The 24,016-nt window shown below is 54.0% G+C and carries 25 protein-coding genes; 20 read left to right on the forward strand and 5 right to left on the reverse strand.

What is annotated here, in order from left to right; all coding sequences use genetic code 11:
• Positions 1–136: 136 nt before the first annotated feature.
• Positions 137–1,105, reverse strand: a complete 969-nt coding sequence (locus ACVBDQ_RS05750) for an ABC transporter substrate-binding protein (protein ID WP_446663080.1) — start codon at positions 1,103–1,105, stop codon at positions 137–139.
• A 200-nt stretch (positions 1,106–1,305) separates the two neighbouring features.
• On the opposite strand from ACVBDQ_RS05750, the gene ACVBDQ_RS05755 reads away from it, so the two are divergent.
• The 9 genes from ACVBDQ_RS05755 (at position 1,306) to ACVBDQ_RS05795 (ending at position 8,728) form a co-directional block, all read left to right on the forward strand.
• Positions 1,306–2,307, forward strand: a complete 1,002-nt coding sequence (locus ACVBDQ_RS05755; protein WP_014195635.1) for a FecCD family ABC transporter permease — start codon at positions 1,306–1,308, stop codon at positions 2,305–2,307.
• A complete protein-coding gene (locus ACVBDQ_RS05760; RefSeq protein WP_446663081.1) occupies positions 2,304–3,356 on the forward strand; it encodes a FecCD family ABC transporter permease in 1,053 nt (350 codons plus the stop codon). Before ACVBDQ_RS05755 ends, ACVBDQ_RS05760 begins: the two co-directional genes overlap by 4 nt.
• A 12-nt stretch (positions 3,357–3,368) precedes the next feature.
• Positions 3,369–4,181 (forward strand): ABC transporter ATP-binding protein, encoded by an 813-nt coding sequence (locus ACVBDQ_RS05765; RefSeq protein WP_446663082.1) that lies wholly within the window; start codon positions 3,369–3,371, stop codon positions 4,179–4,181.
• On the forward strand, positions 4,181–4,918 hold the full coding sequence (locus ACVBDQ_RS05770) for an IucA/IucC family C-terminal-domain containing protein (RefSeq protein ID WP_014195638.1): 738 nt from the start codon (positions 4,181–4,183) through the stop codon (positions 4,916–4,918). The genes ACVBDQ_RS05765 and ACVBDQ_RS05770 overlap by 1 nt, the downstream gene beginning before the upstream one ends.
• A 134-nt stretch (positions 4,919–5,052) precedes the next feature.
• A complete protein-coding gene (locus tag ACVBDQ_RS05775; RefSeq protein WP_446663083.1) occupies positions 5,053–7,032 on the forward strand; it encodes a putative bifunctional diguanylate cyclase/phosphodiesterase in 1,980 nt (659 codons plus the stop codon).
• A 77-nt stretch (positions 7,033–7,109) separates the two neighbouring features.
• Positions 7,110–7,412 carry a DUF5634 family protein gene (locus tag ACVBDQ_RS05780; RefSeq protein ID WP_013145569.1) on the forward strand — a complete coding sequence of 101 codons (303 nt, stop codon included), beginning with the start codon at positions 7,110–7,112 and terminating at the stop codon, positions 7,410–7,412.
• 48 nt (positions 7,413–7,460) lie between these two features.
• A complete protein-coding gene (locus ACVBDQ_RS05785) occupies positions 7,461–7,916 on the forward strand; it encodes a GNAT family N-acetyltransferase (RefSeq protein ID WP_011230961.1) in 456 nt (151 codons plus the stop codon).
• Positions 7,913–8,065 carry a peptidase U61 gene (locus ACVBDQ_RS05790; protein WP_013145567.1) on the forward strand — a complete coding sequence of 51 codons (153 nt, stop codon included), beginning with the start codon at positions 7,913–7,915 and terminating at the stop codon, positions 8,063–8,065. Before ACVBDQ_RS05785 ends, ACVBDQ_RS05790 begins: the two co-directional genes overlap by 4 nt.
• A gap of 36 nt (positions 8,066–8,101) precedes the next feature.
• Complete coding sequence (locus ACVBDQ_RS05795) at positions 8,102–8,728, forward strand: histidine phosphatase family protein (RefSeq protein WP_025039197.1); 627 nt, start codon at positions 8,102–8,104, stop codon at positions 8,726–8,728.
• Positions 8,729–8,977: 249 nt separating this feature from the next.
• Here ACVBDQ_RS05795 and ACVBDQ_RS05800 read toward each other — a convergent pair whose 3' ends face one another.
• From ACVBDQ_RS05800 to ACVBDQ_RS05810, 3 genes are read right to left on the reverse strand one after another with little or no spacing between them, the layout of a single operon-like run.
• Complete coding sequence (locus tag ACVBDQ_RS05800; protein WP_446663084.1) at positions 8,978–10,372, reverse strand: nucleoside recognition domain-containing protein; 1,395 nt, start codon at positions 10,370–10,372, stop codon at positions 8,978–8,980.
• Positions 10,341–11,075 (reverse strand): FeoB small GTPase domain-containing protein, encoded by a 735-nt coding sequence (locus ACVBDQ_RS05805; protein ID WP_446663085.1) that lies wholly within the window; start codon positions 11,073–11,075, stop codon positions 10,341–10,343. Before ACVBDQ_RS05805 ends, ACVBDQ_RS05800 begins: the two co-directional genes overlap by 32 nt.
• On the reverse strand, positions 11,068–11,322 hold the full coding sequence (locus ACVBDQ_RS05810) for a FeoA family protein (RefSeq protein ID WP_446663086.1): 255 nt from the start codon (positions 11,320–11,322) through the stop codon (positions 11,068–11,070). Before ACVBDQ_RS05810 ends, ACVBDQ_RS05805 begins: the two co-directional genes overlap by 8 nt.
• A 237-nt stretch (positions 11,323–11,559) precedes the next feature.
• On the opposite strand from ACVBDQ_RS05810, the gene ACVBDQ_RS05815 reads away from it, so the two are divergent.
• Complete coding sequence (locus ACVBDQ_RS05815; protein ID WP_446663098.1) at positions 11,560–13,548, forward strand: acetoacetate--CoA ligase; 1,989 nt, start codon at positions 11,560–11,562, stop codon at positions 13,546–13,548.
• Between the two features lie 376 nt (positions 13,549–13,924).
• On the opposite strand, the gene ACVBDQ_RS05820 is transcribed toward ACVBDQ_RS05815, so the two are convergent.
• Entirely contained in the window at positions 13,925–14,353 is a 429-nt protein-coding gene (locus ACVBDQ_RS05820) for a hypothetical protein (RefSeq protein ID WP_011230982.1), read from the reverse strand.
• A gap of 161 nt (positions 14,354–14,514) precedes the next feature.
• On the opposite strand from ACVBDQ_RS05820, the gene ACVBDQ_RS05825 reads away from it, so the two are divergent.
• The 10 genes from ACVBDQ_RS05825 to ACVBDQ_RS05870 all read left to right on the forward strand — a co-directional run bounded on the left by ACVBDQ_RS05825 (position 14,515) and on the right by ACVBDQ_RS05870 (position 23,752).
• Positions 14,515–15,486: an ABC transporter ATP-binding protein gene (locus ACVBDQ_RS05825; RefSeq protein WP_011230983.1), complete on the forward strand. Its 972-nt coding sequence runs from the start codon at positions 14,515–14,517 to the stop codon at positions 15,484–15,486.
• Positions 15,483–16,256, forward strand: coding sequence for an ABC transporter permease (locus ACVBDQ_RS05830; protein WP_023634112.1), 774 nt, complete (start codon positions 15,483–15,485; stop codon positions 16,254–16,256). The genes ACVBDQ_RS05825 and ACVBDQ_RS05830 overlap by 4 nt, the downstream gene beginning before the upstream one ends.
• Before the next feature lie 2 nt (positions 16,257–16,258).
• Positions 16,259–17,047 carry an ABC transporter permease gene (locus ACVBDQ_RS05835; protein WP_025039200.1) on the forward strand — a complete coding sequence of 263 codons (789 nt, stop codon included), beginning with the start codon at positions 16,259–16,261 and terminating at the stop codon, positions 17,045–17,047.
• Positions 17,048–17,411: 364 nt separating this feature from the next.
• A complete protein-coding gene (locus ACVBDQ_RS05840; RefSeq protein WP_011230986.1) occupies positions 17,412–17,801 on the forward strand; it encodes a MerR family transcriptional regulator in 390 nt (129 codons plus the stop codon).
• Complete coding sequence (locus ACVBDQ_RS05845) at positions 17,798–19,333, forward strand: class I adenylate-forming enzyme family protein (protein WP_446663087.1); 1,536 nt, start codon at positions 17,798–17,800, stop codon at positions 19,331–19,333. The genes ACVBDQ_RS05840 and ACVBDQ_RS05845 overlap by 4 nt, the downstream gene beginning before the upstream one ends.
• 23 nt (positions 19,334–19,356) lie before the next feature.
• Positions 19,357–21,039, forward strand: coding sequence for an acyl-CoA dehydrogenase family protein (locus ACVBDQ_RS05850; RefSeq protein WP_446663088.1), 1,683 nt, complete (start codon positions 19,357–19,359; stop codon positions 21,037–21,039).
• Positions 21,040–21,165: 126 nt separating this feature from the next.
• On the forward strand, positions 21,166–22,107 hold the full coding sequence (locus ACVBDQ_RS05855; protein ID WP_446663089.1) for an alpha/beta hydrolase: 942 nt from the start codon (positions 21,166–21,168) through the stop codon (positions 22,105–22,107).
• Between the two features lie 95 nt (positions 22,108–22,202).
• Positions 22,203–22,886 carry an SOS response-associated peptidase gene (locus ACVBDQ_RS05860; RefSeq protein WP_011230990.1) on the forward strand — a complete coding sequence of 228 codons (684 nt, stop codon included), beginning with the start codon at positions 22,203–22,205 and terminating at the stop codon, positions 22,884–22,886.
• The gene (locus ACVBDQ_RS05865) at positions 22,886–23,290 is read left to right on the forward strand and encodes a thiol-disulfide oxidoreductase DCC family protein (RefSeq protein ID WP_446663090.1); all 405 of its coding nucleotides are present in this window, start codon (positions 22,886–22,888) and stop codon (positions 23,288–23,290) included. The genes ACVBDQ_RS05860 and ACVBDQ_RS05865 overlap by 1 nt, the downstream gene beginning before the upstream one ends.
• A gap of 63 nt (positions 23,291–23,353) precedes the next feature.
• Positions 23,354–23,752, forward strand: coding sequence for a hypothetical protein (locus tag ACVBDQ_RS05870; protein ID WP_446663091.1), 399 nt, complete (start codon positions 23,354–23,356; stop codon positions 23,750–23,752).
• Positions 23,753–24,016 lie beyond the last annotated feature (264 nt).

Consider the following 24,016-nt stretch of genomic DNA (forward strand, 5'->3'; position numbering starts at 1 on the left):
CCAAGGGCTGAAGAGTCTTTATCAACGATATGAATCTCTGCGTCAGACTTAATGGAACCGCCGTATACCGAACGGTACGTACGGTGGTGTGAGAGGACGAGGGTTAGTCACCCTCTCCTACTCGATTAGCGGGCGATTATTGCCTTTGCAAGAAATATTTCTCAATATCATCCAACATCAAATGAGCCGCGAGCACACCGCCAGCCGTGTTCCAAATCGTGTCGCTCACTTTGTATACTTTTCCTTGTTTAGCGACATTTAAGTTTTGAAAGAGCGGGTCGTTGATCCATTCTTTTTCAAGTTCGCTCGCTTTGCCGTCCCCCGTCTCATATGTAAAGTAGAACAGGATGTCGCCATCCATTGCTGGAATGCGTTCTCTCGTCACGCCGGTTTCCGCAAAGTCGTTTACGTTTTGCGATTCCGGGCGGGCGAAGCCAAGTTGATCCAAAATGACGCCGGAGAACGAGTCTTTATGGTAAATGCGCACGTCGCCGGCCATAAAGCGGACGATGGATACTTTCATCTTCAGCTTGTCACCGAGTTTTGCTTTTAAGTCTTCAATGCGTTTGTCATATTCTGCAATGACTTGTTTCCCTTTTGCCTCTTGGTTTACGGCTTTCGCATAGAGCATAAAGTTGTCTTTCCAGTTGCCGCGCAGCGTTTCAGAGAAAACGGTTGAAGCGATTTGTTTCAACTGTTCATAAATTTTTTCATGACGCAGTTTGTTGCCGATAATCAAATCTGGTTTCAAGGCGGCGATCGCTTCAACGTTCGGCTCTGATTCCAAACCGAGCTCTTTGACGCCGTCCATTTTGTCTTTAATATGGTCGTACCACGGATCGCCCGTCCACGATTTGACGGCGCCGACCGGCTTTATGCCTAGCGCCAGCAACGCTTCTGTTCCTTCGTTTGTCAATACAACAACCCGTTTGGGCGTGCCTTTGATTTCGGCCGTGCCCATGGCGTGTTCGACTGCGTAGCTTGCTTCTTTCGATTGATTGCTGTCCTTCGGTTTGGCCGTTTCTTCCTGTTTTCCGCCGCAGCCGGCAAGAAGCAGGAGGGAAAGGATGAAGGCGGAAAGAAGGGTGAGATGTCGTGATTTCACTAGCCAATCCCCCTTTGTATTTGATAATGAATTTCATTTCCGTGTTATATAGTAATAAAAGTGAGAATCATTGTCAACTATAAAATGAAAAAATGATAAAAAAATCATAAGAAAACGTGAAAAAACATTGACGATGAGAGTCATTATCAAATAGACTTGACGATAGAGATATAGAAAATGAAGCAAGGGAGATCTCAGAGATGCTGGTGACAAACCGTCAAAAAATGGTTGGCCTCATCGGTTTGCTGATTGTGCTGCTTGCCGCCATGTGGATGAGCATCGTTTGCGGATATACCGATACGAGTTGGCGGCAGGCGGTGGCGGCTCTCATCGACAATGATGGATCGAATGCCCATTTAGTCGTGGCGACGGTTCGGCTGCCGCGAGCGTTGATTGCGGCTGCCGTTGGCGCCAGCTTGGCGATGGCCGGAGCGCTCATGCAAGCGCTGACGCGAAACCCGCTCGCTTCGCCAGGCATTTTCGGCATTAACGCCGGGGCCGGTTTTTTGATTGTTGTGATGGTCACCTTTTTTTCCATTTCTTCATTGCAAATGTTGTCTTGGGTCGCATTTATGGGGGCGGCGATGGCGGCGTTGATCGTGTTTGTGATCAGCGCCGCGGGGAAGGACGGGCTGACCCCGCTCAAAATGACGCTCGCCGGCACGGCGGTCGCGGCTTTATTTGCCTCGCTGACGCAAGGGATGCTGGCGATGAATGAAAAAGCGCTTGAAGAAGTGCTCTTTTGGCTGGCCGGGTCGGTCGCCGGCCGGAAGCTCGAGCTGTTGGCAGCCGTCTTTCCGTATTTGGCCGCCGCCTGGCTTGGGTCCATGCTGCTGGCGCGCCATGTCAACATCTTAATGATGGGAGACGATGTAGCGAAAGGGCTCGGGCAGCGGACAACCTTCATTAAAGCGGCCGCCGCTCTCTTAGTTGTCCTGCTCGCCGGCGGTTCGGTCGCTGTTGCCGGTCCGATCGGCTTTATCGGCATCATGGTGCCGCATATGGCGCGGGCGCTGGCCGGCGTCGACCACCGCTGGCTGCTTCCATACTGCGCCTTGCTTGGCGGGATTTTGCTTCTTATGGCCGATATTGGGGCGCGCTACGTTCTGATGCCGCGCGAAGTGCCGGTCGGCATCGTCACCGCCTTGCTCGGCGTTCCATTTTTCATCTACATTGCCCGCAGGGGGATCGCCGCAAAATGAAAAAATACATCACGGTCCGAATGGGAAAACACATCTCGTTTTTCTATGACAAAAAAGCTGTTGCGGTGCTCGCCGCGCTCATAGCAGCGGCCGTCTTACTTTTCCTGATCAGCATTGGCAGCGGCGAAATGCGCATGTCCCCGCTTGAGGCCGCTGCCGCGCTGTTCGGATACGGAGAGGAAATGCATCAGACGGTGATTGTGACGTTCCGCCTGCCGCGTGTGCTTGTCGCTTGGTTGGCCGGAATGGCGCTGGCTGCCGCGGGTGCCATTTTGCAAGGAATGGTGCGCAATCCGCTCGCTTCGCCGGATGTGCTCGGCATCACCGGCGGAGCGGCGGCCGCGGTCGTTGGCTTTTTGGCGCTGTTTAGCGATGAAAACAACTCCCTCACCGTCAGCATCCACTGGCTGCCGCTTGCCGCCTTTCTCGGCGCAGCGGCCGCTGCTTGGCTCGTGTATATGCTGGCGTGGAAAAACGGCCTCGCCCCGCTTCGGCTCGTGCTTGTCGGCACCGGCGTTTCTGCGCTCATGCAGGCGTTGACGACACTGTTGATGATCACAGGACCCATCTATCGGGCGAGCCAGGCAAACGTGTGGATTACGGGCAGTGTGTATGGAGCTTCTTGGCAGCACGTTTCGCTCATGGCGCCATGGGTCATCGGACTGCTCCTTGTGGCGATATTGGCCGCGCGGCATGTCAATGTGCAGGAGCTGGGCGATGAGCTGGCGATTGGGCTTGGCGGCGCGGTCGAACGGCAACGGCTAGGCCTTGTTTTGCTTAGCACCGCGCTCACCGGCGGCGCGGTCGCTTTCGCCGGCGGCATCGGCTTTGTCGGGCTGATGGCGCCGCATATGGCGCGCCGCCTTGTCGGTTCGGCGTTTGGCGCTCTTCTTCCGACCGCTGCGCTGTTAGGCGGTGTGTTCGTCATGGGGGCGGATTTGGCTGGGCGGCTGCTTTTGGCGCCGACGGAAATTCCGGCTGGGGTGTTTACCGCGGCGATTGGAGCACCGTATTTCATTTATTTATTGTACCGAAGTCGGAAATTATAAGGAGGGATGCGCATGCATGGGTTGCAGGCGAAAGAGTTGACGCTATCCTATGGCGAGGCGATCGTTATTGACCGTTTAGACTTGACGATTCCAAAAGGAAAAATCACGGTGTTCATCGGCGCGAACGGCTGCGGCAAGTCGACGTTGCTGCGCGCCTTGGCCCGGCTGCTAAAACCAACAAGCGGCGCTGTGCTGCTGGATGGAAAAGAAATCGCCAAACAGCCGACAAAAGAAATCGCCCGCCGGCTCGCCATTTTGCCGCAGTCGCCTATGGCTCCGGAAGGACTGACCGTGTTGCAACTTGTGAAGCAAGGGCGCTACCCGTATCAAACGTGGTTCAAGCAATGGAGTGACGAAGATGAGCGGGCGGTTGTGCGGGCCCTAGAGGCAACTGGACTCGCCGAATTCGCCGAGCGGCCGGTCGATTCGCTTTCCGGCGGACAGCGCCAACGCGCATGGATCGCCATGACATTAGCGCAAGAAACGGACATCATTTTGCTTGACGAGCCGACGACGTATTTGGATCTCGCGCATCAAATTGACATTTTAGATTTATTGTTTGAGCTGAATGAAAAAGAACGGCGGACGATCGTCATGGTGCTTCACGATTTGGATTTAGCGTGCCGTTACGCCCATCATCTCGTCGCCATTCGCGATAAAACGGTGTATGCCGAAGGAAAGCCGGAAGACGTCATTTCCCGCCAGCTCGTGAAAGATGTGTTCCAAATGGATTGCCAAATCACGTACGATCCGATCTTTGGCACCCCGCTTTGCATTCCGTATGGGAAAGGACGGCGAATTTTACAGAAAGAAGGCGTATCGTGATGAGACTGCGTGAAGACGAAATGAAAACGTTGGAAACGTACCGTTTTTCAAGCGGGGCGGCTGATGTCTCGTCGTCGATGTTGTTTGCTTGGCTGCTTCATGACGACGGGCAGCTCGCGAAGTATGTCGCGCACGTCCGCACCGAGATGGGAGCGGCAAATGACGCCGTTGCGGCGTCGATGCTCGTCAAACGATTAAGCTTTTTGGCACCGATGGCGCTATACGCCATGTCGGTATGGAACAAGCGGCTTGTGCTCGATCCTGGACGAATTTGGCTTGACACGGACGGCGAAGGGGAGATGTGGATGCCGCGGTTTCGCTTTGAGCCGCCGGAAGCGGAGGCGTGCGGCATTGAGCGCAGCCGCTGGCGCGAGCAAGTCGTTCGCGACGTGTTCGCCGGCTTGTTCGCTCCGCTCATCGCTCGGTTGCGGCGCCTGACGCGCATATCGCCGCTCGTCTTATGGGAAAATGTCGCGATTTACGTGTATTGGGTATATGAACGTTGGCTTGAGGATGAGTCGCTTGCCCCGGTCGCCGACCGGCTGCGCGATGATTTCCGCTTCCTTATTCATGAAGCCGACGGCCGCCTGTTTGGACAAAAAGACAACCCACTTCGCCGCTTTTTTAAAGGAGCAAGCGGCATGCAGCGGACGACGTGCTGCCTGTACGTGCACACAAAAGGAGGGACGTGCTGCCAAACGTGTCCCACTCGCGCCCGCCAGCGGCAAACCGGGTGACCGGAAGGCCGCCGGTGGGCAGTTCCATATTTTTGACAAAATGTTTGCGAAATTTGTTGATTTTTGCCGTGATTTTCGTGAAAATGGAAGTGTGGACATCGCTTATTTTGGTGAAACGGCGAGGTAGCAATTGCATGGACAAATATACGGCCTTTTTCCATCACTTCACAGAAGCAGTGGTCATCTTGAATTTGCAAGGCGTGATCATTTACAACAATCCGGCTTTTGCCGGCTTGGCGCTGAGTGAAGAAGAACAGAGGACGCTGTCCGTCGAAGGACGGGCGTTGGTTGAACGGGTGAAACAGCGCCCGGCTGCCTTTCGCTGGGAGTTGCTTGACGGCTTATTGGTTGCAGGCGTGTCGCCGATCATCGGTGAAAACGGACAGACGGCCGCCGTCTTATGCGTTCTTCGCCGCCAAGCGGAGGAGAGCGGCCTGCAAGCGCGGCTTGCCGAAGCGGAACGGCGTCTGCAGCTGATTGTTGAGCATTCGAACGATTACGTGTTGATTTTTTCTCCCAATCGTGAGTTGTCATACATTCCGCCGTCATGGAAGCGAAAAACAAACAAGCGCCTTCCAGTGTCATACGAAGAGGTGCTGACATTTGTCCACCCTGATGACGCCCCGGTCGTGGCACAAAAATTGGCTGAGCTGTACGATACATACGAGACGCAATCCGCCGAATTTCGCAAGCAAGGCGAGAAAGGCGAATGGGTTTGGATGGAGGCGCAAGGGAAGGCGATCATCGATGAAGCGGGGACGCTCGATTGCGTCATTGTAACCGTGAAAAACATCAGCGAGCGGAAACGGTATGAAGAGAAGCTCTGTCAGCTTGCCTACTTCGATTCGCTTACCGGCATCGCCAACCGCAGCTATTTCGAGCGGCATATTCATGAGCTGATCGCGAGTCAGACGCCGTTTGCCCTTTGCTATTTGGATTTTGACAAATTCAAATGGATCAACGATCATTTTTCCCATCAAGCCGGCGATTACTTTTTGCGCGAGGCGGTCAAGCGCGTCGAGCGGGCGTTGCGTCCCGGCGACTTTTTTGCCCGCATCGGCGGCGATGAGTTTGTTCTCTTGTTGCCAAACATCACGAAAACGGAGATGACCGCCTTGGCCGAGCGGCTTGTCAGCTCGTTTCATGAGCCGTTTTATTACGAAAAACAGCTGATTCAATCAACATTGTCGATCGGCATCGCTTTTTTCCCGAAAGACAGCGATCGGATCGAGCAAGTGATGAAATATGCCGATCAAGCGTTGTACGAAGTGAAAGAGCGGGGGCGGAACGGCTATGCCTTTTACCGGCCGACCGAGCATCGGCAGGCGGTGATTGAGCAAGATTTGCCGTTTGCTATTATGCGCGGGCAGTTGTATTTATGCTATCAGCCGAAAGTGAGGCTTGCCAAAGGCCGGGCAATGGGCGTTGAGGCGCTGTTGCGCTGGCGCCACCCGGCGCTCGGTGAAATTCCGCCGCTCGATTTCATTCCGTTGGCGGAGGAAAGCGGGTTTATTTTTGAAATTACATTATGGGTGTTGGAACAGGCGTCCCGTCAAGTGAAAGAGTGGGAAAGAAAATTTCCGGGCCTCAAGCTCGCAGTCAACTTGTCGCCGTTTTTGCTCAATCGTCCGGAGCTCATCGAGCATGTGAAGCGCATTTTGCGGGAGACGGGGCTAGCGCCTGATCGGCTCATTTTGGAAGTGACCGAAAGCGGACTGATGGAAAACATCGAAACAGGGCAGCACATTTTAACCGAATTGCAACGTCTCGGTGTGCAGGCGGCGATCGATGACTTTGGAACCGGTTTTTCATCGTTGGCTTACATCCGCAATTTGCCGGTGTCGCTGTTGAAAATCGACCGCAGTTTTATTCAAGGCATTGCGGAAAATTCGAAAGATGCAACGATCGTTGATACGATCATTCATTTAGCAAAAAGCCTGGATATTGAAGTATTGGCCGAAGGAGTGGAGACCGAATCGCAGGTGGCGCTTCTTTCGCAAATGCATTGCGACTACGCGCAAGGATTTTATTTCAGCCGTTCGCTTGAAGCGGAAAAGTTGCAGCAATGGCTTGAGGAGTACAACCGCACGGCTTGCAATGGGCCTTCGTCATAAGTCGGTCATTTCCACTCATGAGTTTCCTCGGCTTGCCGCAAACTACACTTGATGACTAGGCAAGAGGAGGAAAAACCATGGAATTTGCGCCAAGAAGCGTTGTGATCGAGGAGTTCATCGACACGCTCGAGCCGATGATGGAAGCCTATGGACTCGACCAAGTCGGCATTTTTGAAGAGCATGGTGAAGGCAATCGCTATTATGTCGGCTATACGATCAACAAAGACGATGAGATGATCACCATTCACATGCCGTTTGTAAAAAACGAACGCGGTGAACTGGCGCTTGAGAAGCAGGAATGGACCGTTCGAAAAGACGGTCGGGAGAAAAAAGGCTTTCATTCGCTGCAAGAGGCGATGGAGGAAGTGATTCATTCATGATAAGCGGCCGGGCTCGGCCGCTTTTTCGCCATCGAAAGGGAGAGGAGCATGATTGCGGAACTTCACATAGCAGACGACGAAACGGCCGTTAAGGTGCTGCACCTACAGCGGCGCGCGTATACGATCGAGGCGCAGATCATCGGCAGCACGGCGCTCCCGCCGCTTCACGATACGATCGCTTCTCTGCAACGATGCGGCGAGCGCTTTTTCGGCTATTTTCAAGGGGAACGACTCGTTGGGGCGATCGCTTGCAAGCGGAATGGGAAGACGCTTCGCCTTTGCCGGCTGATGGTCGATCCGGATTGTTTCCGCCAAGGGATCGCCAGCGCGTTGCTCGACTTTGTCATCAAGCAAGAGCCGTCGATAAGCGAGATCGTCGTGACGACCGGAAGCGGCAACGCGCCGGCCATTCGCTTTTACGAACGCCATGGGTTTCGTGCCATCGAGCGCATCGAAACGCCGGAAAGAATCGAGTTAACGAAACTCGTGAAACGAAGCGGATGACACGCGGGTACGAGTTTCCGGTTGTGTATGATGCCGATTTTGGCCATACAGATCCAATGGCAGTGTTGCCAAAAGGCATTCAAGCAGAGATGAAAACGGACAAAAGCGGATCTGTTGCGTTTCGCTTGCCTGAGCGGGCGGTTGAATGAGAGGTAGATTAATAGAGAGGAGACATGAGGGAAGACATGGCGACAACCTTGTATTTGACCAGACATGGGGAAACGAAGTGGAACGTCGAAAGGCGGATGCAAGGCTGGCAAGATTCGCCGCTCACGGAAAAAGGGCGGCAAGACGCCATGCGGCTTGGAAAGCGGCTTGAAGCGGTGGAATTGGCCGCGATTTACACAAGCACAAGCGGCCGGGCGCTTGAGACGGCGGAGATTGTCCGCGGCGGGCGGCTCATTCCGATCTATCAAGACGAGCGGCTGCGCGAGATTCATCTTGGCGATTGGGAAGGAAAGACGCATGACGAGATTCGGCAAATGGATCCGATCGCGTTCGACCATTTTTGGAACGCGCCCCATCTGTACGCTCCACAGCGAGGCGAGCGGTTTTGTGACGTGCAGCAGCGGGCGCTTGAAGCGGTGCAGAGCATCGTTGATCGGCACGAGGGAGAAACGGTGTTAATCGTCACTCACGGCGTCGTGCTGAAAACGCTCATGGCGGCGTTCAAAGACACGCCGCTTGACCACCTGTGGTCGCCGCCGTATATGTACGGCACGAGCGTGACGATTGTGGAGGTGAATGCGGACGTGTTTCACCTGGTTGTGGAAGGCGATGTTTCCCATCTAGAAGAAGTCAAGGAAGTATAGATAGGGAAGAAGGATGGAGAATTGGAGGCGGCGCTGTTTCTTCGGTTCATCGCCATAATATGCGCTTGGCCAATCGGATCGGTTTCTTGCGCCATCATGCAACCTCATTCATGATTCAAGAAATGGATGAAAGCTATGAGTGGGCGCCTTCCAGTACAACGTTTGGTGAAGAACTGCTTTTTCTTATCAAGTCTAGTTGTCCAAAAAAACAGCCCCGTTTTCCTCGATCGGGAAGCGGGGCTGCGCCGTTTATACGAGCCCGAGCCATCTCGCCAGCTGTGCGGTCGTAAAGGTGACCGCAATGGCAATCGCTGTCGGCAAGGCAAAGGCGACGAACGTCCATTTTGCGCTTTTCGTTTCTTTGTAAATGTTGACGAGCGTCGTGCCGCATGGGTAGTGAAGCAAGGAAAACAGCATCATATTGAGGGCGGTGAGCCACGTCCAGCCGTGGTCGAGCAAAAGTTGTTTAAGAGAATGCAGACCATCGGCTTCGATGAGCGCCCCCGCGGATAAATAGCCCATCAGCAAAATCGGCACGACAATTTCATTGGCTGGCAAGCCTAAAATGAACGCCATCAAAATGTAGCCATCCAATCCCAATGCTTTGGCAAATGGGTCAAGCCAGTCGGCTAAATACGCCAGCACGGTCGTATCTCCCACGTGAACGTTGCCGAGCACCCATGTCAGAATGCCGGCCGGCGCCGCAACCGTTACCGCCCGTTTCAGCACATAGAGTGATTTGTCGAGGGTGGCCCGGATGATCGTCTCCATGATTTTCGGGCGTCGGTACGGCGGCAGCTCCAGCGTGTAATGGGTCGGAATGCCGCGCAAGGCCGTCTTGGATAAGACCCATGAAACGGTCAACGTGACGACGATGCCAAACAACACCATGGCGACGACCACACCCGCCGTAACGAACGTTTTCCATCCGCCTGTATAGCCGGCTGCCATAAATAAGGAGGAAAGCAGGATCAGCGTTGGCCAACGTCCATTGCAGGGGACGAAGTTGTTGGTCAAAATGGCCAGCATTCGTTCGCGCGGTGATTCGATAATGCGCGTCGACATGATGGCCGCCGCGTTGCAGCCGAAGCCCATGGCCATCGTCAGTGATTGTTTGCCATGCGCCCCCGCTTTTTTAAACAAGCGATCCATGTTAAAGGCGACACGCGGCAAGTAGCCATAATTTTCGAGCAAAGCGAATACGGGAAAGAAAATCGCCATCGGCGGCAGCATCACACTGACGACCCAAGCCGTGCCGCGGTATAGGCCAAGTACAATGAGGCCGTGCAACCAGTCGGGGGCGTGAATCGCTTGAAAGGCCATGGTGAGATACGTTTCGATCGTTCCGAACAAGCGGGCGAGCGAATCGGAAAATACGTTGGCGCCGGCGATCGTCATGTAAAGGACAGCGGCGAGAAGCGCCAGCATAATTGGAAATCCCCACCGCTTCGACGTGACGATCCGGTCAATCTGTTCCGTTCGATCACGTTTCACGCTCTTCGTATGATTGACACATTCTCGATAAAGCTCGGCCGATGTTTGAAAGATGGCGGCAACGATTTGCTCGCGCACATTGTCCGGCGCCAATGATTTCGCTTCTGTCATTAAGCGGTCAAATCGATTTGATGGATCCGCAACAGGCATACGCGTTCCCCTCCTTGATCAATGGTTGCGGCGGTTGTTTCAGCGCTTGAAGCAGCGATGTATCGCCGTCAAGGAGACGAAGAGCGATCCAGCGAGCAGGATGCGTGTCACCCATCAGTTCCTTGACAAGGGGCAAGAGCTTGGCAATGCCTCGTTCGATTTCCGGGCTGTACCGGATGGAAAGCGGGGTGGTGTGAATGCGGCCATGCGCCATGGCATCCACCGCATCAAGCAGTGCATCGATTCCTTCCCGGTTGCGGGCCGAGATCGGCACGACCGGCACGCCGAGTTTGACGGCTAATTTTTTTGTATTGATATGAATGCCTTTCTTTTTCGCTTCATCCATCAAATTGATAGCGATAATGACGCGGTCGGTCATTTCCAATACTTGAAGCGCTAGATTCAAGTTGCGTTCTAATGCCGTAGCGTCGACCACAACGACCGTGACGTCAGGACGTTGAAACAGGAGAAAATCGCGCGCCACCTCTTCATCGGCTGAATTGGAATAGAGCGAATACGTTCCCGGCAAGTCGACGATCCGGTACAACGTGCCGCGGTGGCGGCATTCTCCTTCCGCATGAGTGACCGTTTTCCCGGGCCAGTTGCCGGTATGTTGGCGCAGGCCCGTTAAGACGTTGAACAACGTGCTTTTGCCGGTGTTCGGATTTCCCATTAAGGCAATCGTATACGTCCTATCAGTCATGGCTGATCTTCTCCCCGTAAATATAGTCGCTTTCTTCTTTCCTTAATGCGATCGTCGTTCCACAAACGCGATAGGCGGTCGGGTCGCCAAGCGGGCTTCTTTGTCCAACCTTCACTTCCCCGCCGGGTACAAATCCCAAATCAAGCAATCGTCGTTTTAACACAGGATCAGGAACATCAACCTTTTCGATGCGAAAGCGATCACCCGGTTTCGTATCGGAGAGGCGGCAGTGTTTTGCTTTTGCCATAAAAGTTTCCCTCCGGTTAATATTTTTTGTTAAGGACATTTTTTTGGATTAGACCAACTTTTGAATTTATCATATTCCAGTTGCCTCGCTGTTGTCAACCCATTTGCTTCTTCTTTTTCTGACAGAGTTGTCGAACCGACAACTATTCAAAACAGTAGGAAATCATGTTATCATATGAATAGTCTGAACAAACTATCGGCAGAAAGGCGGTGACGGCGTCCATTGACGCACGATGAAATGAAAACGATTACGGAAGGGACGATTCTTTGGCAGCCGACGGAGGAGCAAATTCGGCAATCGAACATTCGACGGTATATGGACTGGCTGAAAGAGAAAAAGGAGTTGTCATTTAACTCGTACCGCGAACTATGGACATGGTCAGTTGAGCATCTTGAAGAATTTTGGGAAACGGTTTGGGAATATTGTGGTGTTCAGGCGGCAACGCCGTATGAGTGTGTGCTGCGGGAGCGGAAGATGCCAGGGGCGGAGTGGTTTCCAGGCGCTGCGCTCAACTATGCGAAACATATTTTCCGGCATGCGCGCGCCGACCGCCCGGCCATCATTTTCCGCTCGGAACGCGTGCCGTACCGGGAAGTGTCATGGCAGGAGCTCGGCGAAAAAACGGCGGCGATCGCCAAAGCATTGCGAGCGATGGGAGTGAAGCGCGGCGACCGCGTCGTCGCGTATATGCCGAATATCCCCGAGACGGTGATGGCGTTTTTGGCGTGCGCCTCGATCGGCGCCATTTGGTCAAGCTGCTCGCCGGATTTTGGCGCTGGCAGCGTCATTGACCGGTTCGCGCAAATCGAGCCGACTGTCTTGTTTGCCGTCGACGGCTGCCAATACAACGGCAAAGAATTTGACAAAATGCCGGTCGTATCCGAATTGCGCGCCAAATTGCCGTCATTGAAAAAGACGGTGCTGCTTCCGTATTGGCGCGGGCAGATGGAAGCACCGGATGAGGGCGTCGTGCTGTGGGATGATGTCGTGGCGGACAAGGCGGAGCTCGTCTATGAAGACGTTCCGTTTGACCATCCGCTTTGGATTTTGTATTCTTCGGGAACGACCGGTTTGCCGAAGCCGATCGTCCAAGGGCATGGCGGCATTTTGCTTGAACATTTGAAAGCATTGACTATTTCAGAAAACTTGACGAAAGACAGCACGTTTTTCTGGTTTACGACGACTGGATGGATGATGTGGAACTTTCTCGTCGGCGGACTGCTGGCCGGGTCGACCATCGTGCTCTATGACGGCAGCCCGACGTATCCGGATGGCAACGTTTTATGGGAGCTCGCCGAGAAGGCAGGCATCACCCATTTCGGCACAAGCGCGGCGTTTATCAACATCTGCATGAAGCTCGGCCTGAAGCCAAAAGAGCAATATGACTTGTCAAAGCTCGAGGCCGTGCTCTCGACCGGTTCGCCGCTGACGGTCGAAGGGTTCGCCTGGGTGTATGAAAACGTCAAGGATGACATTTGCCTGGCATCATGCAGCGGCGGAACGGATGTGTGCACCGCGTTTGTCGTCGGTTCGCCGATTTTGCCGGTGCGCGCCGGCATCCTCTCGTGCCGCGCGTTGGGCGCGGATGTGCAGGCGTTTGACGAAAACGGCCAGCCGCTTGTGAATGAAGTCGGTGAACTTGTGATTACAAAACCAATGCCGTCGATGCCGCTCTTTTTCTGGAACGATCCAGACGGCGAACGGTATCGGAACAGCTATTTTGACACGTACCCGGGCGTCTGGAAGCACGGCGACTGGATTAAAATTGACGAACAAGGGGGATGCGTCATTTACGGACGCTCCGACTCGACGATCAACCGCGCCGGCGTCCGCATGGGCACGAGCGAAATTTACCGTGCGGTCGAAGCGGTCGACGGGGTGTTCGAAAGCCTCATTGTCGATTTGGAAATGATGGGCAAGCAATCGTTTATGCCGCTGTTTGTCGTCCTCAAGCCGGGCGCAGTGCTCGATGACGAGCTGAAAGAACGCATCCGCCAATCGATTCGGCAACACGTCTCGCCGCGCTTTGTTCCAGATGAAATTTACGAGGTGAAGCAAATTCCGAAAACGCTAAATGGAAAGAAAATGGAGATTCCGATCCGGAAACTGCTCTTAGGCTTCCCGCTCGAAAAGGCAGTCAACCCGGGCTCAATGGCCAATCCAGAGGCGCTCGACTTTTTCCTCGAGCTGGCGAAGACGCTGGCGGCGAAGACGCAGACAAGCTGAAATGCGAAAGGTTGTTATTAAGTGACGATGCTTAATAACAACCTTTCTATGTATTAGTGAATTATAAATAGAGGAGTCGGGGGCATGGAAGAAAACAAGCGGACTAGGCCAGTTTGGAAATCCATCGGTGATTGAGGAGCGGACGACGGTGAAAGAGATGTTGGGGCGATGAGACGAGACGGTGTCCGTTTTCATGATGAGAAAGTCCGGAAGATCTGTTTAGGAGAACCTTCCGGGCTTCATTTGCGGCGACGATGATTCGGAGTTTTAGTATGACGTAAGCAGGGGGATGTTGTTTGATGATGGCTATGTTCACACAGGATATGGAACAAGCTTTAAACGTCGAAGAGATCAACGAAATGGAGCGGACTGACGTCTAGTACATATTGAGCGCCGTCTTGACCCGCTTGATCTCCTTTTTGTTTTCGAACAGCTCTTCAACTAAAATGTTTTGGCCGTTGGCGACATCGGTGATCCGTTTGTCCATGTCGGCCACTTGCTGGCTTAATTGGTTGAGTTGTTCATTCGTTTGCTGCACTTGTTTGGCGAGCTGGTCGACTTGCTCATGAGTTTGCTGTACTTGGTGGTTCAGCTGCTGCACTTGGCTGTTAAGGTGTTGGACTTGTTGGCCCAGTTGCTGTACTTGCTCATTTGTTTGTTGCACCTGTTGGCCCAGTTGCTGCACTTGCTCGTTTGTTTGTTGCACCTGTTGGCCCAGTTGCTGCACTTGTCCGTTCGTTTGTTGCAGCTGCTCGGCAAGTTCTTTAATGGCTTGCCAAATCATTTCATTTGAGATCGCTCCCATTCGACAATCCCCTTTCTGGTTCGATTCTCCTTCTATTATACATGACGAAAGAAAGAGATGATAGAAGAAAGATGACGAAACGTTTTTCTTTGCGGCGCGTCCTTCGAATGTGATATAACAAAAGAATGTCAGTAGTATGCACATACTGGAGGATGAACATGGTGATCCGTGTCAGCCATTTGCATAAATCGTTCCGCGTCCATCGCCGCGAAGCGGGATGGCTTGAGGCGGCGCGCAGTTTATGGCGGCGCGACTACCGCGTCATTGAGGCGGTGAAGGACGTTTCGTTTACGATTGAAAAAGGGGAGATTGTCGGCTTTTTAGGTCCAAACGGGGCGGGGAAAACGACGACGATGAAAATGCTTGCTGGCCTCTTGCATCCGACATCAGGAGAGATCACGGTCGGCGGGTTTGTGCCGTTTGAGCAAAAGCCGGAGTTTAAAAAAATGATGAGCTTGGTGATGGGGCAAAAAAGCCAGCTCATTTGGGACATCCCGCCGATGGAGACGTTTTTGGTCAATAAAGCCATTTATGACATCGACGATCGGGCTTTCCGCCAGACGCTCGAGGAATTGACGGAACTGCTCGACTTGGCGCCGCTGTTGGACAAGCCGACGCGCAGTCTGTCGCTCGGGCAGCGGATGCGCTGCGAGCTGGCGGCGGCGCTTTTGCATCGGCCGCAAGTGTTGTTTTTGGATGAGCCGACGATCGGGCTTGACGTTCATACGCAAGAAAACGTGCGTCGCTTTATCGTTGACTACAATCGGGAGCACGAGACGACGATTTTGTTGACATCGCATTACATGGGTGATGTTGCAGCGCTTTGCGACCGGGTGATGATCATCAACTACGGGCGATTGATTTACGACGGGGAACTGTCAGTGCTGACGGAGAAGCTGGCGCCGTACAAGCGATTGGAAGTCCGGTTTTCACGGGTTCCGGACATGGATTGGGGAGAGTATGGCGAAGTGGCGGAAATCGAAGAAGGAACAGTCGTATTGCGGGTGGCGCGCGAGAAGGCGGCGGGGACAGCAGCGCGGTTATTAGAGCGGTTTGATGTCCGCGACATCAATATTGAAGACCCGCCGCTTGAGGAAGTGATTACGCGCGCGTTTCAGGAGGAGCGTGTATGATTCGCAAATATATCGCTTTGTTGCGGATGAAATACATCGAAATGCTCGCGTATCGTTTGGCGACGTTCGTCTGGATGACGGGTGCGATCACGCAGCCGCTGATCACGATGTTTGTCTGGATGAACATTCATCCGGAAGAGAGCGATTCGTTTGTCTTTTATTTTATGGCCGTCATTTTTGTCGAACGAATGACGAGCGCGTGGGATGTATGGGAGCTGGACCGTGAAATTCGCGAAGGGACGTTTTCGAATTTGCTGCTTAGGCCGCTTCACCCGATCCATTGGGCGATCGCGGAAAACATCATTTATAAATGGCTGTTTGCCGTCATTTTAGTGCCTGTCTGGGTAGTGGCAGCGACATTTTGGCCGGCGCTTCGTCCTCACATGACGGCAAGTCAAATCATGTTGTTTTTGATGGCGGTTGTATTGGGTGCGGCGCTTCGTTTTTTGCTTAGTTACTCGTGCGGGTTGCTTGCGTTTTGGATGACGAAAGTGGCGGCTGTGTACGGCGTGATCGACGTCATTTCGTTGTTTTTGTCAGGACGGATCGCGCCGCTTGGGCTGCTTCCGCCGCAGCTTCGCGAATGGAGCGAGTGGCTGCCGTTTCGCTATATGATCAGTTTTCCGATCGAAATCGCCACCGGGGCGGCGGATGGAGGAGAGTTGGCGCGCGGCTTTGCGATCGCCGCCGGGTGGATGATGGCGCTGATTGGTGCTTTGCAATGGCTGTGGAAAGCGGGGATGAGAAAAAATCAGGCGGTAGGTGGATGAACATGCGGCGATACGGGCGGGTGTTCCGCGAGTTTTTCCGCGCTTGTTTGGTCGAGGAAATGGAATACCGGAGCGAATTTTTCGGCAATTTTATCGCCAGCTTTTTTGGCATCGCAATCGCTCTGTTGACCGTCCATATCTTTTTTTACCAGACGGATCGCTTAGGCGGCTGGACGTATGGGGAAGTGCTTGTGCTGCTCGGCGTCTTTAATACGCTGCGCGGATTCATCGATTTTGCGCTCCGCCCGAACATGCCAAGGCTGCTTGAGCATGTCAGGCGCGGCACGCTCGATTATATTTTGACGAAACCGGTCGACAGCATGTTTTACGTCAGCTTCCGCCACCTTGTCTTTTGGCGGCTTATCGATGTGGCGCTTGGCATCGGCGTCATCGGCTTCGGCTTGTATGTTGAACGCTACGTGCCATCGGCGGCCGACGTATGCATGTTTCTGATCGTGATGGTCGCTTCTCTTTTGCTCATTTATTCGCTATGGATGATGTTGATGACGACCTCGTTTTGGGTCGTGCGCATCGATGACTTGTCGTTTATTTTCGATTCGTTTTTTGATACGGCCCGCTTTCCCGGCAGCATGTACCGCGGGGCGGTGCGGTTGGTGATTACCTACATCTTGCCGGCGGTGTTGATCACCAATACGCCGGCTTTGGCGCTGCTTGGAAAATGGCGCATCCCGACAGCGCTGGCGGCTTTGGCTGCGGCCATTCTCTTTTTATGGCTGGCCCGTCGCTTTTGGCGGTTTGCCTTGCGCTTTTACACCGGGGCGGGCGGGTGAGGAAACGGCTCCTTAGACAGGGGCTTTTTTCTTTTGTCATGGTGATTTCGCCAGGGAATCAGCGGCGCGTATATCGACCCATGCCGTCCGATTCGCTTCTGGCCGCCATGAATAATGGAAAAGCGTTTCAGTGCTGATGACCTGTGCGTTCGGTCGACTGTCTCTTTCTTTGCATTGGCTTAGGATGTCTCCTTTCGCCGACGGCTCCCAGATCCATTTTTTCCATATTGATGGTTGGATGGCGGAGAGAATGGACACGGAGAAGGGGGAGGATGACTGTTTCTTTGCTTTCATATTCGTTGACTTTTACGTAAACGTCAATTAAAATAAAATTCAGAATATTGATTCTAGAAAAGGGATGGCCATGCACTATTTCACCATTTCCGATTTGGCGCAAGAGTTTGATGTGAGCACACGGACGATCCGCTATTATGAAGAACGCGGATTGCTCTCCCCAATCCGGACCGAGTCAGGGCAGCGGCTGTATACGAAAAAGGAGCGGGCGAAACTCAAGCTCATTTTGCGCGGCAAACGGTTCGGCTTTTCGCTTGACGAAATTCATGAGATGATTGCGCTGTTTGATGAGGATCGCACGGGGAAGAAACAGCTTGAAAAAACGGTCGAATACGGGCGGCGGAAATTGAAGGAGGTGAGCGAGCGGATCGAGGATTTGCTTCAGCTGAAGGCGGAGATGGAAGCGCTGCTTTCCGATTTTGAACAGCGATTGCGAGAATGGGAGGAATCGGATGGATGAACATTTCAGAGCTGCTCGCCCGGAATGCGAGGAAATTTCCAGAGAAAACGGCGGTCATCGAAGGAGAATCATCGCTGTCGTATGCCGAGGTCAACTGCATGGTCAATCGCTTGGCCTCATCATTGGCTCGGCTTGGTGTCGGACGCGGCGATAAAGTCGCGCTGTATATGCCCAATACCAAAGAGTTTGCCGTTTCGTACTTTGCTGTTTTGCGCCTTGGCGCGGTTGTTGTGCCGATTAACGCGCGCTTGACGGCGGCTGAGGTGCAGTATATTCTCGGCCATAGCGAGGCAAAGGCGCTCATCGCCCACGATTGGGTGCATCAAGTGCTCGCCCCGCTTGTCGGTGGAAGCGATGGAATCTGGGTGAAGACCGGGAAGGCGGAAGGCGGTTGGCTGTCGCTCGAGGAGTTGATCGATTCGGGTGATCCAGAAGAGATCGTCTGCCCAGCCAAAGAGGATGATGAGGCGACGATTTTGTATACATCGGGGACAACGGGGCGGCCAAAAGGGGTGTTGTTCACGCATCGCAATGTGATCACGGTTGCGGACATGATCGTGATCGAAACGAAAATCGACCGTCAAAGCCGCCTGCTGCATCTCATGCCGCTCAGCCACTCAGCGCCGCTTCATTTGTTTTTCATAGGCGGCACGTACGTCGGTGCGACCCATGTCCTAGCGCCTGCGTTTTCCCCGGATGCGTTGCTCGAACTGGTCGAGCGTCACAAGATCACCCACTTTTTCGGCGCGCCAGTGGCGTATTTGTTGACGGCGAAGCATCCGCTGTTTGACGAATACGACCTTTCTTCGGTCCGTTGCTGGATGTACGGCGGGGCTCCGCTGTCGCGTGAGGAAGTGAAGTTTGTCGCCAGCCGCTTTGGCGCCGGGCGGATGATGTGTTTATACGGTTTGACCGAAGCCGGCCCGAACGGGACGTACTTGTCTCCTGAGGAGCATGGCGAAAAAGCGGGGAGCGTCGGCCGAGATGCCGCTCTTCATTGCGAGGTGGCCCTCGTCGATGAGAACGGACAGGAAGTTGCGCCCGGCGAGGTCGGGGAGATCGTGCTGCGCGGGGAGAGCATCATGAAAGGATACTACAAGGACGAAGAAAAAACGAACGAGGTGATCAAAGACGGCTGGCTGTACACCGGCGATTTGGCGCGCCGCGATGAAGACGGCTACATTTGGATCGTCGACCGGAAAAAAGATGTCATCATTTCCGGCGGTGTCAACATTTATCCAAAGGAAGTCGAAGATGTGCTGCGAACGCATCCGGCGATCGCCGATGTTGCCGTGATCGGCGTGCCGCATCCGGAGTGGGGCGAAACAGCAAAAGCGTTTGTTGTATTGAGCCAACCTCTCGAACCGCTTGCGGAAGAGTGCAAGCGTTTCCTATCTGACAAGCTGGCTGACTATAAAATTCCGCGTCTGTATGAGGCGATCGCTGAACTGCCGCGCAATGCGACGGGAAAAGTGTTGAAACAAGTGCTGCGGATGTGGGAGACGACGGCGCAGGGAGCACAGGGACGATAAGAAGAGGGGAAAGGGGAGAGACGATGAAACCGCTTTATGAAGTCGATCCGAATTTGCTGGCGAATTTGAAACGGCATTTGGATGACGAATTGTATCGGTATGCGGAAGAAAAGCTCGCGTCGTTTTACGAATTTTGCTTGACGGACGTCGACCGCCGCGCCGTGCACACCGACCGCGAAGGGCAGCCGCGCCTCATCAAGTACGACCGGTTTGGGAACGACATTTCCGAAGTATGGGTAAACGAAGGATACGTGCAGACGGCAAAACAGACGTACGAGACGGGGATTGTCGGCTATGTGCACAAGCCGATTCCTGAGCTTGGGAGAAAAGGGAACTATGTTTATTCATATGCCCAAGGGTACATTTTATCCCAAGCCGAGCCCGGGTTTTATTGTCCGGTGACGTTGACGATGGCGACCGCCTATGTGCTCGAGCATTTTGCCGATGAAAAGCTGAAGGCGACGTATTTGCCCCATGTCATCTCCACCGGGGAAGTCGAGTTGTACGAAGGAGCGACGTTTTTAACCGAGCGCCAAGGCGGGTCGGACGTTGGTGCCAATGCGGTGCGCGCCGTGCCGTGCGGCGATCATTATCAGTTATACGGGGAAAAATATTTTGCCAGCAACGCCGGCCGCTGCGGCGTAGCGCTCGTGTTGGCGCGCATCGACGGGAGCGGGCCGGGGACGAAAGGGCTGAGCTTGTTTCTCGTCCCATGGCGCAACGAGGATGGGACATTAAACGGCATCACCATCCGCCGCTTAAAGGATAAATTAGGGGTGCGCGCCGTGCCGTCCGCCGAAGTCGTGTTTGACGGCGCCAAGGCGTATGTCGTCGGCGATCCGGCGAAAGGCTTCTATTATATGATGGAAGCGCTTAATCTCTCGCGCGTCTGCAATGCGGTTGCTTCCGTCGGCATCATGAAGCGGGCGCTTGAAGAGACGAAACAATACGCCGAGCGGCGCACGGCCTTTGGTCATGTGTTGACGAATTACCCGATGGTGCGCGGGACGCTCGCCAATTTGACAGCGAGACAGGAAGTGGAAACGAGCGCCTGCTTTGACATGATCGCCTTGTTTGACCGCGTCATGGCCGCGCCGCATGAAGCGAGCGAGGCGGAGAAAGCATGGCTCAGGCTGCTGATTGCGCTCCTTAAGATGCGCACCGCCGAAGAGGCAATCGCGTTCAGCCATGAGGCGATTGAAATGCATGGAGGCAACGGGTATATTGAAGATTTTGTCACGCCACGCCTGTTGCGCGATGCGCAAGTGCTGACGGTTTGGGAGGGAACGGCGAATATTTTGGCGCTCGAGGTGCTGCGTTTGATGCGCAAATACCGCATTCACGAGCGGTTCATCACAGAGATGAAGGAGAAGGTTGAGCGGTTGACGGCCGAAGTCAAGCCGCTTGCCCGCCCGGTTGAAGAAGGGTTGAAGGAATTGGTGGCCGCGCTCGCCCGTCTTGGCGGCCAAGCGGATGAGGTGCAGACGTTCCACGCGAAAGCGATTGCCAATCGGATGTGTGATCTGTATTTGAGCATCATCGCCCTTGAACGCGGACAGGAAAACGATCGGAATCAGCGGATCGCCGAGCTGTTTGTGCGTCATGTGTGGGAGCGCGGGCTCGTCGATGAACGCATGACGTCGGTGCGTGAGTTTGACTTGATCGTCAGATGTAAAGGAGCGTCTGCCCCGCTTGCCCATTCGTAAATTGGCGGCATGAAGCGGGCCGTGAGCGAAAGGGATGTTCGTGTTGGGCGGACATCTCTTTTTTTGATTGCCAAATGAGCAATGGAACAAGTAGGATGAAAGAAAAGGGAAAAGCGAGAGGGGGAAATGCGCATGGAATTGGTGCGCACGCCGCGCCGGACGAAACGGCGCGTGTGGATTTCGGCGGCCATTGGCGTCGTGATGTTGGGGGTGCTCGCCTGCGTCGGTTTGTCCGTTTATGTCGGCTGGCAGCTGACGCATAAACCGCGCGAGCCGATTACCATGACGCCGAAAGACTATGGCATGGCGTATGAAAGTGCGACATTTACAAGCAAAGATGGGAAAACGGCGCTCGAAGGCTGGATCATTCCGCCTAAAGGAGCGGCGAAGATGACGGTCATTTTTGCCCATGGGTATGCCGGCAACCGGATTCAGAAAAACGTGCCGTTTTTGCCGCTCGCCAAGCGGCTTGTTGACGACGGGTACCGCGTCATCTTGTTTGACTTTCGTGCGAGCGGTGAGTCGGAAGGCGATATGATTACGATCGGCGTCAAAGAGAAAGACGATCTGCTTGGCGTCATCGATTACGCGAAGCGGCACTATCGCGAGCCAGTCGCCTTATACGGCGTTTCGATGGGAGCGGCGACATCGATCTTGGCGGCGGCAGAAGACAATGACGTGCGCGGGGTGATTGCGGACAGCCCGTTCAGCGACCTCGAATCGTATTTGCGAGCCAATATGCCGGTATGGACGCATCTGCCGAACGTGCCGTTTACGTATTTGATTTTGGCGATCGTCCCGGCGCTTGCGGATTTGGATTTGGGTGTGTCTTCGCCCATCCATGCGGTCGATCGTGTCGCGCCGAGGCCGATTTTGTTCATCCACAGCAAAGACGACCGTTCGATTCCATACAAAGAAAGTGTGAAGTTGTACAACACCCATCCGCATGCGTTTCAACTATGGCTGACGGACAAAGCGGATCATGTGAAAAGTTTTTCTCTCTACAGCGATGAGTATGTAGAAAGAGTGTCGGCGTTTTTGCGCTCATTGGTAAAAACTTCTTCGTAAGGCGGCTGCGATTCGTGTTCGGCCGCTTTTTGTATTATAATGGAAGAAATAGAGAATGAAGATGGCATTGATCAACGAATCGAGGAGTGAATGCCATGTGCGGTCGGTTTACGTTGACAGTTGATTTGGAAACATTGCGGGCGTTGTTTCGTTTCCGTTATCAAGGTTCGCTTGCGCCTCGGTTCAACATCGCCCCGAGCCAGGAGGTGTTGACGGTCATTGTGGAAGAAGGGGAGCGAATCGGCAAAATGATGCGCTGGGGGCTTGTGCCGTTTTGGGCGAAAGATGATCGCATCGGTGTCAAAATGATCAACGCCCGGGCGGAAACAGTCGATGAGAAGGCGAGTTTTCACCATGCGTTCAAGCGGCGGCGCTGTTTGATTTTAGCCGATGGATTTTATGAGTGGAAAAAAGAGGGATCGAAAAAAGTGCCGTATCGGTTTACGCTTGCAACGGATGCGCCGTTTGGGTTTGCCGGTCTGTGGGAGCGCTGGGAGGGAGCGAGCGGGCCGCTTGAGACGTGCACGATCATGACGACGAGGGCGAACGAGCTCATCGCCCCCATTCACGATCGGATGCCGGTCATATTGCCTCCCGAGCAGCATGAAGACTGGCTGGATCCGCGTTTAGACGACAGCGAGTATTTGAAATCGTTGCTGCGTCCGTATCCGAGCAGCGAGATGCGCATGTACGAAGTGGCGCCGCTGGTCAACTCGCCGAAAAACGACGTGATCGCCTGCATCGAGCCGGTCGACAGCCGGTCAATGGAGGGAACGTGATGCATCCTGTCATCTTATTTGATGGCGATTGCCTGTTTTGCCATGCGAGCGCACACTGGATCGCCGCCCGCGACCGCCAGGCGGTGTTCCGCTTTGCGGCGCAACAGAGCGCCGTTGGTCAAGCATTGTTAGCCAAGCAGGAGATGTCAGCGGGAGACAGCGTCGTCCTCATCGAGAACGGGTGCTGTTATGTAAAATCCGAGGCTGTCCTGCGCATCGGCCGGCGTCTAGCTTGGCCGTGGAATTGGATGGCAGCGGCTGGGTTTCTCATCCCTCGGCTGTTGCGCGATCATATGTATGACGCGATTGCCAATCGTCGGCATCGTCTCGTTCCAAAGCGTGATCATTGTCAGCTGCCGCCGCTTGAGCTGCGATCCCGTTTTCTTGATGAATGGCCGCGGTGAAGAAGGAAAATACGCCCGTTTGTCGTATTGAAAAGGGAAAGAAACGAGGGAGGGGAAATGTGCATGACAAGCGGAACAACAAGATGGCTTGATGAATGCACGCCTCGGGCGCTCGAGCGTTTTGCCGATGAATTGATCGCTATGGCCGAGCAAAGGGAGAACGAGGATCGGCGCCGGTTTTACGAAGGGATGGCGGTGGCGGCGAAACTCATCGCGCTCCGTTGGGAAGGAAAATGTGCCTATATTGATGATCATTTGCTTGATAACGTATACGAGGCGTTGGCTGTCTTCTCATTGGAAAAACTTGAGGAAACGCTGGCCTTGGAGGCAGAAGAGGCGCATGGCGGCGGCCGCTGCTCGTTTTGTCTCAAAGAAAAACCAAGGCTGGCCAAAGGTCCGCTGGCGGCAATTTGCGACGATTGCCTGCAGTTTGGGCTGCAAGTGATCGCCAAGCAGCCGTAATCGAGGCGGCGGTCATCGTGAAGGCGATGGCCGTCGTTTTTCTGCATAGCGGATAAGCGGGTAGGACAAGGCGAGCAACACGGCGATAAAGGGATGACGCCGCTCCAATGAAAATGCGCCTAGACGCAGCCGCCGGCTGTTCCGGCAAGGCTTCCCTAAATCATACATTGATGATGGGAAGGCGCGGCAGGGAATGCCAAACGTTTCATGAACGCTCCATGAAGACCGTTCCATCGGACATCGTGGTTCGTTCTCAAAGCCTGA

Source organism: Geobacillus sp. CCR (assembly GCF_052906625.1).